The sequence below is a fragment of the Agromyces sp. Marseille-Q5079 genome, from assembly GCF_051016555.1.
GTDB lineage: Bacteria > Actinomycetota > Actinomycetes > Actinomycetales > Microbacteriaceae > Agromyces.
Window position 1 is genome coordinate 541633 of the sequence record NZ_JBPEJF010000001.1, and the last position, 14911, is coordinate 556543.

The 14911-nt window shown below is 71.5% G+C and carries 12 protein-coding genes; 3 read left to right on the forward strand and 9 right to left on the reverse strand.

All coding sequences use genetic code 11. The features are described from left to right. The first annotated feature begins 35 nt into the window (after window positions 1-35). Window positions 36-410 carry a DUF4406 domain-containing protein gene (locus ACR3IO_RS02530; RefSeq protein ID WP_434069583.1) on the forward strand — a complete coding sequence of 125 codons (375 nt, stop codon included), beginning with the start codon at window positions 36-38 and terminating at the stop codon, window positions 408-410. 101 nt (window positions 411-511) lie between these two features. Here the strand turns inward: ACR3IO_RS02530 and ACR3IO_RS02535 are convergent, their stop codons facing one another. Then, window positions 512-4429, reverse strand: coding sequence for a S8 family peptidase (locus ACR3IO_RS02535; RefSeq protein WP_434069584.1), 3918 nt, complete (start codon window positions 4427-4429; stop codon window positions 512-514). Window positions 4430-4551: 122 nt separating this feature from the next. On the opposite strand from ACR3IO_RS02535, the gene ACR3IO_RS02540 reads away from it, so the two are divergent. Then, the gene (locus tag ACR3IO_RS02540) at window positions 4552-5517 is read left to right on the forward strand and encodes a helix-turn-helix domain-containing protein (RefSeq protein WP_434069585.1); all 966 of its coding nucleotides are present in this window, start codon (window positions 4552-4554) and stop codon (window positions 5515-5517) included. 61 nt (window positions 5518-5578) lie between these two features. Here the strand turns inward: ACR3IO_RS02540 and ACR3IO_RS02545 are convergent, their stop codons facing one another. From ACR3IO_RS02545 to ACR3IO_RS02555, 3 genes are all read right to left on the reverse strand, one after another. After that, window positions 5579-5950: a hypothetical protein gene (locus ACR3IO_RS02545; protein ID WP_434069586.1), complete on the reverse strand. Its 372-nt coding sequence runs from the start codon at window positions 5948-5950 to the stop codon at window positions 5579-5581. Window positions 5951-6024: 74 nt separating this feature from the next. After that, window positions 6025-6867, reverse strand: coding sequence for an SDR family NAD(P)-dependent oxidoreductase (locus tag ACR3IO_RS02550; protein ID WP_434069587.1), 843 nt, complete (start codon window positions 6865-6867; stop codon window positions 6025-6027). 48 nt (window positions 6868-6915) lie between these two features. After that, window positions 6916-7383, reverse strand: coding sequence for a hypothetical protein (locus tag ACR3IO_RS02555; RefSeq protein WP_434069588.1), 468 nt, complete (start codon window positions 7381-7383; stop codon window positions 6916-6918). Between the two features lie 300 nt (window positions 7384-7683). Here ACR3IO_RS02555 and ACR3IO_RS02560 point away from each other — a divergent pair, with 300 nt between their 5' ends. Next, window positions 7684-8100 (forward strand): CBS domain-containing protein, encoded by a 417-nt coding sequence (locus tag ACR3IO_RS02560; RefSeq protein WP_434069833.1) that lies wholly within the window; start codon window positions 7684-7686, stop codon window positions 8098-8100. Window positions 8101-8151: 51 nt separating this feature from the next. Here the strand turns inward: ACR3IO_RS02560 and ACR3IO_RS02565 are convergent, their stop codons facing one another. From ACR3IO_RS02565 to ACR3IO_RS02585, 5 genes are all read right to left on the reverse strand, one after another. Next, window positions 8152-10284: a COG1470 family protein gene (locus ACR3IO_RS02565; protein WP_434069589.1), complete on the reverse strand. Its 2133-nt coding sequence runs from the start codon at window positions 10282-10284 to the stop codon at window positions 8152-8154. Between the two features lie 155 nt (window positions 10285-10439). Continuing rightward, the gene (locus ACR3IO_RS02570; RefSeq protein ID WP_434069590.1) at window positions 10440-11456 is read right to left on the reverse strand and encodes a LacI family DNA-binding transcriptional regulator; all 1017 of its coding nucleotides are present in this window, start codon (window positions 11454-11456) and stop codon (window positions 10440-10442) included. Window positions 11457-11545: 89 nt separating this feature from the next. Then, complete coding sequence (locus tag ACR3IO_RS02575; RefSeq protein WP_434069591.1) at window positions 11546-12466, reverse strand: carbohydrate ABC transporter permease; 921 nt, start codon at window positions 12464-12466, stop codon at window positions 11546-11548. Between the two features lie 3 nt (window positions 12467-12469). After that, complete coding sequence (locus ACR3IO_RS02580) at window positions 12470-13453, reverse strand: carbohydrate ABC transporter permease (RefSeq protein WP_434069592.1); 984 nt, start codon at window positions 13451-13453, stop codon at window positions 12470-12472. Window positions 13454-13533: 80 nt separating this feature from the next. After that, entirely contained in the window at window positions 13534-14841 is a 1308-nt protein-coding gene (locus ACR3IO_RS02585; protein WP_434069593.1) for an ABC transporter substrate-binding protein, read from the reverse strand. Between the last annotated feature and the right edge of the window lie 70 nt (window positions 14842-14911).

Here is a 14911-nt window from a genome sequence, read left to right on the forward strand (position 1 = left end):
ACGTTCTTTCACGATTATGTCCTATTCTCGGCATCATGACCACCTCGATGATGATCCTGATCGCCGGCCCGTACGCCTCGGGCACGAACGGCGACCCCGCCCTCATGCAGCAGAACCTCGCACGACTCGAGACGGCGGCCTGGCCGCTCTTCCGAGCGGGCCACGTGCCCATGATCGGCGAGTGGGTCGCCCTGCCGGTGCTGCGGAGCGCCGGCGCGAGCGGACCCGACGACGAGCTCGCCGGGCAGGTGATGTACCCGACCGCCGAACGCCTGCTCCAGCGCTGCGATGCCGTGCTCAGGCTGCCGGGCGAGTCGCGCGGCGCCGACCAGGATGTCGCGATCGCACGTTCGCGCGACCTCCCCGTGTACTTCGACCTGTCCGAGGTACCTGGCGTCGTGCTCGACTGAGCACGACGGGCACGACGGGCACGACGGGCACGACGACGCGGCGCCGTCCGATCCGGAGATCGGTCGACGCCGCGGCGCGCTGTGGGGTTCAGGACCTCACGTCACGCGTGACCGCCGTGCCACCAGCCGGGGTGACCGCCGCCGGGGTGACCGCCGTGCGGCCACCCGGGCTGCCCGCCGCCATGGCCGCTGCCGTGCCCGCCCTTCGCCGGAGCCGCCTCGAACGCGCGCTCGATCTCCTGCGAGAACGTGTTGCCCGCGGCATCCGCCGCCGTGACGCGGAGGTCGATCCAGGCGCCCGCGTCGGGCACCGGGAGCTTCGCGGTGTAGGTCTCGAGGAACGGCCGCTCGACCGGGTAGTTGAGCATCGGCGTGGCCGAGGCCTCGTCGGCCGCGACATCCGCCAGTGCGACCGGCTTCCAGTCTCCGCCGACCACCCGCATCTCGAGGGTCGCGCCGGTGAGCTGGGCCATGCCGATCGCGTCCTCGATGTGGCTGAGTTCGAGGCCGAGCTCGACCGGCTTGCCGGCCTTGCGTCCGGAGCCGACCCGACCCTCGGCATCCGCTTCGACGTCGTAGTAGGCCTGCATCATGGGCAGTGTCTGCGCGGTGTAGTCGGCGACGGTTCCGGTCGAGCGGAAGGTCCACTCGGTGAGCGTCTTCGTCGACGACGGGATGTAGGTGCCGTCGTGCACCGCCGTGTTCAGGACGCGGAACTCGCTCTCGCCCTCGGGGAGGTCGAACACCGTCGCCGACTGCCACGGCACCGAGGCGCGGAGCTCGCCGTCGACCCAGACCTCGGTGAGCTGCGAGCGGTCGTCCATCGGCGCGAACACGTCGAACGCACCGGTGTGCTCCGGGCTGCCGCCGTCGGCCCACGACGGGACGTTGACCTGCGCGTAATCGCCCTCGCGCATGGGCGCCCAGTAGCCGGGACCCACGAACGGTCGCACGATCGGCCCGAAGAACGTGGCCTCCGCGACCGCGCCGGGCTCGTAGCGGCGCTTCAGGTCGCGCACCTCCCAGGCGGCGTCGATCAGCATCGCGCCCTCGTTCCACTCGACCTGGTCGGTGTTCACCCAGTCGGTGCGGGTGAGGCCTCGCTCGGTGCGGAGCATCTGGCCGACCGAGTACTGCGTCACGGGATCGAAGTCCCAGCGGAACTCGCCGACGAGCGCGCCCGTCTGTCCGTGGAAGGTCGTGTCGATGCGCGCGAGGTCCTTCGGGTGGTAGTCGAGGTCCTCGGGCACCGAGCCGTCGCTGAATCGCAGGATGTCGAACGCCTCGTCGGGCGCCGGCTCGCTCGCGCCGGTGATCGTGACCTTCTTCGCCGCGATCGACTCGAGGAGGCGACGGCCCTGGACGCCGCTGACGCCGGCGACCGGAAGGTCGACGGAGGACGTGTAGTCCTCACTGCCCACCCACTCGTTGAACTCGCCGTCGGCGTCGTTCACGACGAGGAGGGCCACCGCCCCGGCCGCGAGCGCGTTCGCCGCGCGCTGCGACGCCGACACCTCGGCCGAGCGCGTCACGACGGCGACCTTGCCGGCCGCCTTCACCGAGGCGAACGCCTCGGCGCTGCCGTTGCCCGCATCGACCGCTCCCGACTTGAACGTGGCGTCGTGCAGCGTCGAACCCGGCTGCACGATGAGGTCGAGCCGCTCCTTGCCGGCCTTCAGGCCCAGCATCGGCTGCTGCAGCCGCCACCGGCTCGTGAAGGTGAACGAGTCGGCGTTCGGCGCGGTCATCGGCTGGGCGTAGAACCCGTCGCTCGTCACGGCGTCGATGTAGCTGGACGTGAAGGCGTCGGCACGCAGGTCGAGTCGGCTGAACCACGGCTCGAGGCCGTCCTGGCCCACGTCGACCGTGACGGGCTTCGCGGCCCGAGCGTCGAGGGCGACCTCGGCATCGGCATCGAGCACGAGGTCGGGGTCGCCGACCAGCACCGTCACCGACTCGTCGACGGCGTGGTCGACCGTCATGTACGCGATGACGGCGTACTCGCCGTCGGGCAGGCGCATGGTGGTCTCGCCGCTCACGATGATCGGCACGTAGTAGTCGTTCGCGACGTCGTAGAGCACGGCGTACGTCTCGACCGGCTCGCCGTCGAAGCCGGTCGCGGTGACCGTGAGGTCGTAGCGCTCCTGCTCGGCGATCGTGCCGAGCGCGGTGCGTGCGACCTCGATGCCGTCGATGCTCGCGGTGAGCGCGCCCGACAGTTGGCTGCCGGTCTCGACCTTCGACGGGTCGACGCTCAGGTCGACGGACCGCGACTCGCCGGCCGGGATCGTGAGCTGCTCGGCACCCAGGGCGAGCACGCCGTCGGGCGCGCCGGTGAACGACGCCGCCAGGTCGACGACGACCTCGTCGGCGCTGCGGTTCGCGTAGTCGATCGTGCGCACGACCGGCTCGGGCTCCTCGCCCCAGGACAGCATGCCGAAGTCGCCGGAGCCCGACGCGATGACGGGAGCATCGATCGCGGTCTCGAGGTCGACGACGCCCGAACCGCCCTCGTACGAGGTGAGGCCCACGTCCTTCGCCGTGCTGATGAGCGCGGCGCGCAGCTGGTCGGCGGTGTACTCGGGGTGCTGCTGCTTCAGGAGCGCCGCGGCGCCGGCGACGTGCGGCGTCGCCATCGAGGTGCCGCTCATCCCGACGTACGAGCCCTCGCCGGGGCTGTCGGCCGAGCGGGCGGCCGTGACGTCCTCGCCGGGGCCGACGAGTTCGGGCTTCAGGGCTCCCGAGAACGCGAGCGGGCCCTGGTTCGAGAAGTACGAGAGCGCGCCGGTCGGGTCGGCGACCGAACCGACGGTGAGCGCCTTCGCCGCAGCGCCCGGAGCGCCGATCGCCTCGGGTGCGCCGTTGTTGCCCGCAGCCACGACGAAGAGCGCGCCAGTCTGCTCGGAGATCGTGTCGAGCGCCTCCGACATGACGTCGGTGCCATCGGACGGCTCGGAGGACCCGAGGCTCATCGACACGATGTCGGCGTGCTCGCCGGCCCACTGCATGGCCTCGATGATCCACGAGTCCTGGCCCGAGCCGTCGGCGCCGAGCACCTTGCCCACGAGCAGGTCCGCGCCGTCGGCGACGCCGCGGTTGGCACCGCCGCTCGCGGCGCCGGTGCCGGCGATCGTCGAGGCGACGTGCGTTCCGTGCCCGTGGAGGTCGGATGCGACATCCGCCTCGCCCGGCACGAAGCTCCGCGACTCCTCGGCGAGCACGCGGCCCGCGAGGTCGGGGTGGGTGTCGTCGTAGCCGGTGTCGAGCACGGCGACCGTGACGCCCGTGCCGGTGAAGCCGGCCTCCCAGGCGGCGGGAGCACCGATCCACGGCACGCTCGAGTCGAGCGTCGCCTGCACCTTGCCATCGAGGTGGATCGCCTCGATGCCGCCGCCGAGCTCGACCTCCGTGCTGAAGGTCGAGGCGCCGGATGCCGCGGTGAGGGCGTTCCACGTCGAGGCCGCGGTCGCGTGGTCGGCGGTCGCCGCCGCACCGCCGACGCTCTCGAGCGACGCGCCGATCTCGACGCCGGGGAGCGGTGCGCCGTAGGCGGCCGGGCCGTCGGCGAACTCGAGGATGACGGGCGTCGCACTGACCGACGCGTCGTCGTAGCCGTACTCGATGAGCTGCGTCACGTTGAAGAGGTCGCGATCGACCACGCCGGCGGCGAGGTAGGGCAGCGCCGCCTGCGGCAGCACGTGCAGGTCGCCGTCGATCTCGAGGGTCTGCACGGCGGCGCCGGGCACGGCCGTCTCGACGTCGACGGTGTGCGCGCCGTCGGGAAGGTCCGTGACCCGCACGCGGTCGCCCGTGATGAGGGTCACGAGATGCGTGCCGCCCGCGGATGCGGCGGGGGACGCGCCGGATGCCGCGGGCGGGGCACCTCCCCCGTCGATCGGTTCGGCGATCGCGGGGAGCGTGGCTGCGCCGACGCCGGCGATGCCGATCGCGAGGCCGCTGATGGCGGCTGCGATCGAACGACGGTGTCGCTGCGCGGATGTTCGGCTGCTTCGTGGCATAGGGAACCCTCTCGCATGTGTGCTGGCTTGCAAGCACGCTGTCACAGCGGCCGGGCTAGGGTGGTGGCGGAGAAGTGCCATGGCCGCGATTCGCCACGGCCTCGGCGAAGGGAACGGCGCGCATGCTCGACGCGATCGGACTCGACGACGAGCACACGGCCGTCTACCGGCTGCTGCTCTCGACGCCCTCCGCCGACGTCGGCGAGATCGCCCGGTCGGCCGCCCTGCCGGTGGCACGCGTGCAGGCCGTGGTCGACGAACTCGAACGCATCGGGCTGCTCGCCAGGCAGGCGTTCGCGCCCGACCGGGTGGTCGCCTCACCGCCCGCGCTCGCACTGCGGCCCATGCTGCTCGAGCGCGAACGCCGACTGACCGAGGCCCATGAGACGCTCGTGCAGCTCAGCGAGCTCTACCGGCAGGGCGCGGTGCAGCGCGAGGTGCCCGACGTGGTCGACGTGGTGCTCGGCCCCGAGGCGGTGCGGCAGCGGCTCGGGCAGCTGCAGGCCGCGGCGGAGGAGCGCGTCGACGCGTTCGTGCTCCACGAGGTGGCCCTGCTCGACGGGAGCGAGAACACCGAGGAGGACCGCGCCCTCGAACGAGGCGTCCGGTACCGCGTCGTGGTCGAGGCATCCGTGCTCGAGCGCCCGCGATTCCTCGACCAGGCGCGGGAGGTCATGCCGCTCGGCGAGGAGATCCGGGTGCTGCCGACCCTGCCGACCCGCTTGTTCGTCGCCGACGGGTCGCTCGCGCTGCTGCCGATGTACTCTCACGGCGATCGCAAGGTGTCGGGCGCGCTGCTGGTGCATCCGAGCGGCCTGCTCGATCTCGTGAACGCGATGTTCGAGGAGGCGTGGCGCGCCGCGACCCGCCTCGTCGAGGACGGCGCGCTCGAATCGGAGGTCGACGAGTCGATCGATCGCGACCTGCTGCGGCTCCTGCTCCTGGGCCTGACGGATGCCGCGGCCGGCGCACAGCTCGGCATCTCGGTGCGCACCGTGCAGCGGCGCGTCGCCGAGCTCATGGATCGGGCGGGCGTGTCCACGCGCATCCAGCTCGGCGCGGAGGCCGTGCGCCGCGACTGGATCTGACCCGCCCGCCCGCGCGCGCACCTGCAGCGCGCTGCTGCCCCGCCCCGCTACCGCGCGGTGATCAGGCCGCGCCGCCGCCGTGGAGTCGACGACGATCGCCGAGCTCGTCGTGACGGGCGTCGAGCGCGACGACCCGGGCGCGCAGCGCCACGAGCAGCGCGGCGACCCTGCGGCGCTCGCCCGGCCCGATCTTCCGTTCGGTCTCGAGCAGGTGGGCCCGGGCGGCGAGGTCGCGCAGCCGCGCGAGGGTGTCGCGCCGGAACGCCCGGTACGCGTCATCCGGCCTCGAGGCGAGCCGTTCGAAGCGATCGTCGATGATCGCGAGCCGCAGCTCGAGCTGATTGACGTCGTCGGCGAACCGCACGCGGTCGGCGCCGGACAGCGCACCGGAGGCGCTGCCGAGCTGGATGGAACTGAGCGAGTCGAACCCCATGGTCGTCTCCTGCGGGGGACTCCGGTGCGAACCGAAGATCCCAACGCTAGGGAGGACCTCCGACATTCACCTGCTCAGCGACCGGACGGTGCGACCTCGAGCATGGCGACGGAGCGATCCCAGAGCGCCCGTGCGAGCTCGACGTCGTCGGCGCGCCGGCTCGCGCGTGCGGGCTTGGAGTTCGTGTAGTACCGCCCGGTGGGGTAGTCCCGGCCGGGCGTGCCCTCGGCGAGGAAGACCAGCGACCGGGCACCCTTCTCGGGCGACGCGAGCACGAGGTCGCGCAGGCGCCAGCGGTACAGCCCGGCCATGCCCGACCCGCTGTCGGCGGAGAAGTTCGTCGCGATCGCGCCGGGGTGGAACGCGGTCGAGGTCACGCCGTCGTCGCCGTGGCGCCGCTCGAGCTCCTTCGTGAAGAGGATCTGCGCGAGCTTCGCGTTGCCGTACGCCCGCACCGGACGGTACCCGTACTCGGACTCGAGGTCGTCGAGGTCGAACCTGGCGAACAGCCGATTGGCGAGGCTCGAGGTGTTGATCACCGTCGCCCGCGAGTCGATGAGCGTCGGCATGAGCAGCTGCGTCAGCAGGAACGGCGCGAGGTAGTTCACCTGGAAGGTCATCTCGTGTCCGTCGCGCGTGAGCTCGCGCTCCTTGCCGAACACGCCGCCGGCGTTGTTGGCGAGCACGTCGATCCGCGGATGCCGCGCCGCGAGCTCTGCGGCGAGCGCGCGCACGGAGCCGAAGTCGGCGAAGTCGACGAGGTGGTGCTCGACGCCGAGCTCATCGGCGAGCGCCTGCGTCTTCTGCGGGGAACGTCCGACGATGACGACGCGATGCCCGTCGGCGGCGAGCTTGCGGGCCGCCGCCCGACCGATGCCGTCGCTCGCGCCGGTGATGACGATGACCTTCTGCGCCACGGTGCCTCCTGGGGGGTGAGGATCACCAGCCTAGGTGCGCGCCCGCGCTCAAGCGTCGACGGCCTGCTCCCAGTCGATCAGCCATCGATCGCCGAGTCGCCGCAGCCCGATGGTGGTCTCGAGGGTCGCCCGCACCCGGTCCAGGCAGAGGGCGCGGTACGACACCCGCTCCGTCGTGCGGCAGACCGCGGCGTCGCCCGCGAGGTCGAGGCCCTCGATGCGCACGGACCACCGGATGCGGCCCTGCAGCAGGTCGAACCACTCCCCGATTCGCACGGCGTCGAGCCGCGGGTCGGCGATCCGGGTGACCGGCGGGGTCGGGCCGACCACCGGCGCGCCCGGGAGGTAGCGGGCGGCGAGCCAGTCGGCGTCGCGGCTCCGCATGGCGGCACCGCGCTTGGACACGATCCACGCGATCTCGGCCTCCGCGATGCGGGCGTCATGGAGGTCGTGCGCGAGGTCGAGGGGCGGCTCGTACGGCGAGCCCGGTCGTCGATGCGTGCGTTTCGTCGTCATACCCTCTCGACGAACGCACCCCTCCCGGATCGACCGATCTCGTGACATCCGCCCTCTCCGATTCAGGCGATGGGCGCCGCGTCAGGCCGAACTCGGCGAGGACGTCCTGAGCTGCGACCGTCCGCCTGCGTCCGCGGCCGACCCGAGGCATCCGCTCGGCCGCCGATGACGCGCAGGGCTCGCCGATGCGCACCCGCACCCTCCGCGTCAACCCCCGGGCGGCCGGGTCGCGACCGTGCCTACGATGCCCGCATGGCCGGACCGCACGACGAGACCGGCCGCACACGATTGGAGCACCCGATGACCGTGGCACGCGACCTCATGACCCCCGACGTCACCTGCGTGAAGGAGGACCAGACCCTCGTCGAGGCCGCGCGACTGCTGCGCGAGCTCGACGTCGGCGCCCTGCCCATCTGCGGCAACGACGACCGGTTGAAGGGCATGCTCACCGACCGCGACATCGTGGTGAAGTGCATCGCCGACGGCGGCGATCCGTCCAACGTCACGGCCGGCGCCCTCGCCGAGGGCAAGCCCGTCACGATCGGCGTCGACGACGACATCCGCGAGGCCCTCGAGACGATGCAGCACCACCAGGTGCGCCGCCTGCCCGTGATCGACGGGCACGACCTCGTCGGCATCATCAGCCAGGCCGACATCGCCCTCTCGCTCTCGGCGACCGAGACCGCGGAGACCGTGGCGGAGATCTCGGAGGACTGACCGGCGCACGACACGGCGCCGCACGCACGGGTGCGGATCGGCGCGGCGGCCTCACTCCGGCCGTGGACGGGCGAGCACTCCGCCGATGAACCCGAGCACGGCGCCGATCCAGACGAGCGGCAGGCCGATGCCCAGTCCCGGCACCGCGGCGACGACCGCGAGGAAGATCAGCCACGCCACGGTGATCAGCACGACGAGCACCGCGCTCACCCTCGTGAGGCGGCCCTTCGAGCCGATCAGGCCGAGGAGCATGAGGGCGGCGAAGAGCAGCACCAGGGTGCGGACGGCTGGCTCGGTCAGCGAGAGGTCGCTCAGGTCGACCTGCGACCGCGCGAGGGCGGCGATCAGCTCGATCGAGGGCAGGAACGGCGGGAATCCGGCGAACCACTCCGCCAGCGCGCCGAAGATGACGAGGAGGCCCCCGATGATGACGAGCACGCGACTCACGATCGGACGGCGATCCGCCGTGGCCTGGGTGAACACGGCCTGCGCCTCGATCGAACGCACGCCGTCGGTCGCGAGGAGTCGCAATCGCCGGGTGGCCGACTCCGAGGGCTCCGGCCGCGGCGCGTCCACGACGAGCCGCGTCCCGATCACCTCGCCTGGCGGCACGACGAGCTCGGCGGGCGTGAACTCGAGCCGGGCGGTGCCGTCCTCGGACGAGCCCGAGAGGCGCACGCCGAGCGCCTCCACGCCGCGACGGTTGTCGACCGTGACGTCGAACGAGGCCCGCCGCTCGTTCACGACGAGTTGCGACGGCGGGTCGACGCGAAGCGTCGCCGTGAGGATCGGCTCAGGCGGCGACGAGAGCTCGACCATGCCGGCCGCCTCGACGTCCTGCACACCATCGGAGGCGACGACCGAGAACGCGTACTGCACGGTCTCACCGCGCTGCGGCAGCGGCGCCGAGAGCCGACCCCGCACGCGGGAGACGGTTCCCGGAGCGAGCACGACCTGCTCCGAGCTGAACGCGAAGCCCATGGCGCGGGCCGGGTCGCGGGCCGTGAGCGCGACCGTCGTCTCGCGCTGCCCGCCTCGGTGGTCGAGAAACACATCGAATTCGGCCAGGTTGCCTCGCTCGACGCGCAGCGAACTCGGCTCGACGCGCACGCGCACCGGCTGGTCGACGGGCTCCGCCGTGGTCCGCTGCACGAGGGTCAGCGGCACCGCGGCGCGTCCGGCGTCGTTGCCGGCCTCGACGGTGACCTGCCGGCTGAATTCACGGCCGGGCTCCGGTTCGGGTGCGCTGAACGAGACCGGCAGTTCGACGACCTGGCCCGCGGGAACGGCGACCACCTCGGGCGCGAATGCGAAGCGCACGACCCCCTCGGCATCGCTCGCGGTGAGCCGCATCGTCTGCGGGAAGTTCGCCGCGCGATTGTCGAGGCGCACCGTGAACTCGCCCGCGGCCAGGTCTTCGAGCCGGATGAGGCTCGGACGCACCTCGAGCGTCGCGCTCGGGCCGAGCGGCGGGACCGTCAGCTGCAACGCCAGCTCGGCGCTCCTGGCGGGATCGGCACGCGAGGAGACCCGGATCGTGAGCGCCACGCGCTGGGCGAACACGAGTTCGTCGTCGCGAACGCCGAGGGTGAGGGGAACCGCGAGCTCCTGCCCCGGCATGAGGTGCGCGTCGCCGTGCGAGAACACGAGCCACTGGGGTGCGATGACCGGTGCGATCTCGTACCCGTCGACGATCGACGACGGGTTCGTGAGCCGGAGCACGACCGTCGCCGGCGTGCCCGGTGCGACCGTGGCCTCACCCGGCTCGAGCACGGCCTCGGGCGCCTCGACGCGCGCGGCGGACGTGAGGTGCGACGGCGTCGCCGAGGCCGCCGACGGCGACGTCGAGCCGGGGCCGGTCACCAGGGGCGCCGTCGCGTCCGGCTGAGCGGATGCCGCGGGCTGGGCGGATGCCGCGGGCTGGGCCCCGGCCGACGGCTGCGTCTCCACGGGATCGACAGGATCAACAGGATCAACAGGATCAACAGGATCAACAGGATCAACAGGATCAACAGGATCGACCGGATCCACCGGATCGACGATGGTCGGCACGAGGCCCGTGAGCGGTTCCCCGTCGAGCGTCGCACCGCCGGAGTCCCATCCGAGGTACGTGTCGCAGGCGCGGCAGAAGCGCGCGCCGACCTTGTTCGCCTCGCCGCACACCTCGCATACGCGTTCCGCCACCGACGTCCTCCCGCACTCGGACCGAACGTATCGCCAGCGCGCACGTGCGGCCAGTGGCCTGCCCGAACGGGTACGCAGGTCTGCCCTGCGGCCTCCGCGTCGCATCCGACGCACGCCGCACACGCCCGGGCCCGGCCCGGGAACGGGGGATGCCGCTACGCGGACTCGCGGATCACGAGCTCGGTCGGCAGGGTCATGCGCCCGGCGGGCCGCCCGTCGAACACGTCGAGGAGCATGCGCACCATCTCGTGCGCGATGCGGTCGAACGGCTGGCGCATGGTGGTCAGCTGCGGGTCGAGGCGCGTCGCGATGGGGGCGTCGTCGAAGCCGGCGACCGCGACGTCATCGGGCACGCGACGACCGCGCGCGCGGAGCACGTCGAGCGCCCCCGCGGCCATCACGTCGTTCGCGGCGAACACCGCGTCGAGGTCGGGCGCCTGCTCGAGCAGGAGTTCCATGGCGCGCACACCGCTCGCACGCGAGTAGTCGCCGTAGGCGACGTAGCGTTCGTCGTACCCTTCGCCGAGCTCCTCGCGGTAGCCGTCGAGTCGGCCGACGCCGCCCGACGTGTCCTGCGGGCCGGTGATGGTCGCGATGCGCTCGCGTCCGCGTTCGCGCAGGTACGCGACCGCGTCACGCGCGCCCTCGCGGTCGTCGGCCGAGACGAAGCCGATGCGCCGTTCGTAGCCGAGCGGCACGCCGCACGAGACGAGCGGCACCTCGGCCTCGACGAGGCGCTTGAGGAACCCCTCGCGGCCGCGGTGCGAGGACACGAGCAGGGCGCCGTCGACGTGGCCGCCCATGATGAAGTCGGTGGCACGGCGCTGCTCGTCGTCGGATCCGGCCATGAGCAGCACGAGCGGCAGGTCGCGCTCGGCGAGCGCATCGGCGGCCGACCTCATGAGCACGGAGAAGTTCGGGTCCTCGAAGAGGCGGTCGTGCGACTCGGTGAGCAGGAACGCCACGGAGTTGGCGCGCGCGGTCGCGAGATTGCGGGCGTGCGGGTTGATGCGGTAGCCGGTCTTCTTGATGGCGGCCTCGACGGCTTCCCGCGCCGGCGGGCTGACCCAGTGACCGCCGTTCAGCACGCGCGAGACCGTGCCGCGCGAGACGCCCGACACGCGCGCGACATCCTCGATGGTGGGGCGCTTGCGCGGAGTCTGGTCGCTCACGTGGCCAGTGTAGGTGCGGCCGACCCCGGAACGCCCGCCGCCCTGGCGCGGCGCATCGCCCGGCGGCGGCCCCGCGGCATCCGCTCGGGTCACGCCTTCACCGCACCGGCGGCGAGGTCGACCCGCCAGTACCGCTGCAGCACGAGGAAGAGCGCGATGAGGGGCACGATCGAGAGCAGCGCCCCCGTGATGACGAGCGTGTACATCGACGGCAGCGACGCGCCCTGGTTCAGCAGCCCCGACAGCCCGACGGTGATCGGGAAGAGCCGGTCGTCGCCCAGCATGATGTACGGCAGCATGAAGTTGTTCCAGACCGCGACGAACTGGAAGAGGAAGATCGTCACGAGGCCCGGTCCCATCATGGGCAGCGCGATGCGGTGGAAGATGAACAGCTCGCCGGCGCCCTCGGTGCGGGCCGACTCGACGATCTCGGTCGGCACGGCCGCCGCGGCGTAGATGCGGGCGAGGTAGATGCCGTACGGACTGATGAGCTGCGGCAGCAGCACCGACCAGTACGTGTTCGTGAGGCCGACCTGCGCGAGCATCAGGTACTGCGGGATCGCGAGGATCACGCCCGGCACGAGCACGCCCATGAGCAGGATCCGGAACACCGTGCCCTTGCCCGGGAACACGTACTTCGCGAGCGCGTACCCCGACAGCGCCGAGATGTAGGTCGAGATGATCGCGCCGACGCCCGCGTAGAGCGCGGTGTTCAGCATCCACCGCCAGTAGAGGCCGTCACGGTAGGCCGTGAGGTCGACGATGTTCTCCCACAGGTGGGTCGAGGGCGCGAAGGTGAACGTCGAGAACAGCTCGGAGGCGTCCTTCGTCGACGCGATGAGCACCCAGGCGACCGGCAGCAGGCAGTAGATCGCGCCGATGAGCAGCACGGCGGTCGGGGCGACGGCCACGGGCACGCGCGGGTCGCGCGGGGCGCGGCGCCCGGAACGCCCGGAGCGCTCGGTGAGCTCGGGCATCACCAGGGCGCGGGTCTGGTCGGTGATGGTCATGGCTCAGTCCTCCTGGCCGAAGGCGCGTCGCTGCACGACGCGGAGGAAGAAGAAGGAGATGGCGAACGTGGCGATCGCGATGACGATCGAGGTCGCGGCCGCCGAGTAGATGTCGTCGCGCGTGAACGCGTCGCGGTAGACGAGCATCAGCGGCGACCAGCTCGTGGAGAGGCTGTTCGTGAGCGGTCGCAGCGTCGTCGGCTCGGCGAAGACCTGCAGGGTCGCGATCATCGAGAACAGGGCGGTCATGATGAGCGCCGGCATGATGATCGGCACCTTGATGCGCCAGGCGATCTGCACCTCGGATGCCCCGTCGATGCGCGCGGCCTCGTAGATGTCGCTCGGCACCGCCTTGAGGGAGGTGTACATGACGATCATGTTGAAGCCGACACCGCCCCAGAGGCCGATGTTCGCGATGGCGAAGATCACGAGCCCCGGTGAGAGCAGCGAGGGCACGTCGTCCCAGCCGAGCTGCTCGAAGATCCAGTAGAAGGGGCTCACGGCCGGCAGGTAGAGGAAGCCCCACAGCAGCGACGAGATGACCGCGGGCACGGCGTAGGGCAGGAAGATCGAGACCCGGCTGACGCTCTTCGCGCCGGTGCGGCGGGCGTCGAGCAGCAGGGCGAAGAGCAGGGCGAGGCCGAGCATCGTCGGCACGAGGATGAGCCCGTAGACGAGCACGCGGCCGACGCTCGCGAGGAACTCGGGGCTGGTGAGCGTCGCGACGTAGTTCTCGAGCCCGGCGAACTCGCGCGTGCGGGAGCCGGAGCCGAGGCCGAGGCCCTTGACCTGCTCCTTCTGGAAGGAGAGCACGAACGTGTAGAGGATCGGCGCGGCCATGAACACCGTGAAGAGCACGATGCCCGGGGCGAGCATCAGCCAGGGGGTGAGGGCTCCCTTGGTGCGGCTTCGCCTGGCACGCGGATGCCGCGATGCCGGCGGTGCCGGCGGGGTTCCGCCGCTGCGGGCGTCGACCGTGGCGGTCATGGTTCGGGTCCTTCCTGAACGCCGGAGTGCTGGGTGAAGACGGGAGGGGGCGCCGCTCGGGCGCCCCCTCCCGGGGCGGACTACTCGGAGACCGAGAAGCCGCTCGACTTCAGGTCGTCGATCGTGATCGCCTGCATGGCGGCGACCGCGGCGAGGAACGCGTCGACCGTCTTGACCTCGGCCGCCTTGGCGAACTCGTCGTTGTACGCGCTGAACGCGACGTTGACGTTGGGTCCGTAGGTGAACGGGGCGACGGCCTGAGCTGCTTCAGCGGCGACGTCGTAGAAGTCGGGCTGGTTGCTGAAGAACTCGGGCGCCTCGGTGAGGATGGATGCCGCGGCATCCGTCGCTGCGGGGTAGATGCCGGTCTGCTCGACGAGTGCGCCGACGGCCTCGGGGTCGGTGTTCAGCCAGGTGGCGAACTCGGTCGCCGCCGCGGCGTTCTTCGACTGCGAGGTGACGGCCGTGGACGAACCGCCCCAGTTGCCGTTGGAGACGTCGCCGTCCCAGGTGGGCAGCGGCGCGGCCTTCCAGAGGCCGGCGGTGTCGGGGGCGTTGCCCGAGAGCACGCCCGGGCCCCAGACGGCGCCGAGCCATCCGACCTGCGTGCCGTCGTTCAGGCCGGCGTTCCACTCGGGCGTGTACATCGGCTTGTTGTCGATGCTGCCGTCGGCGACGAGGCCGCCCCAGTACTCGGCGACCTTCTGCGTGGGCTCCTCGTCGATGCCGACGCCCCAGCTGTCGCCGTCGATCGACCACCACTCGGCCTTCGCCTGCTGCGAGAGGCCCGCGAACCAGCCGGCGTCGTTCGCCGAGAAGGTGCCGAGGTACTTGGTCGGGTCGGCGGCGTGCAGCGCCTTCGCGGTCTCGGCGTACTCGTCCCACGTGGTGGGCACGGTGAGGCCGAGTTCGCTGAAGATGTCGTCGCGGTAGAAGAACATCATGGGGCCGGTGTCCTGCGGCACGGCGTAGACCGCGTCGCCGCCGAGCGTGACGGAGTCCCAGACGCCGGCCGGGAACTGGCCGGCGACGTCGTCGCCCACCTGGTCGGCGATGTCGGCGAGCGCGTCGGATGCCACGAGCGTGGGGATCTTCTGGTACTCGGCCTGGATGAGGTCGGGGGCTCCGCTGCCGGCCTTGATGGCCGTGAGGAGCTTGGTGATGGCGGGGTCGCCGCCGTCCTGCTTGTTGACGGTGACCTGGATCTCGGGGTGCTCCTCGTTCCAGATGTCGACCACCTTGTCGAGGTTGGGGGCCCATGCCCAGTAGGTGAGCTCGACGGGGTCGTCGGCGGTGCCCTCCGAGCCGCTGTCGGCCGAGCACCCGGTCATGATGAGCGCTGCGGCGGCCATCGCCGCGATCGCGCCCGTACGGATTGTGGAACGCATTCGTCCTCCTTGTCGAAAGCTGTGAGTGCAGGTGCCCAGAGCTCCACGCGACCGAGAAGGACGACGTTGT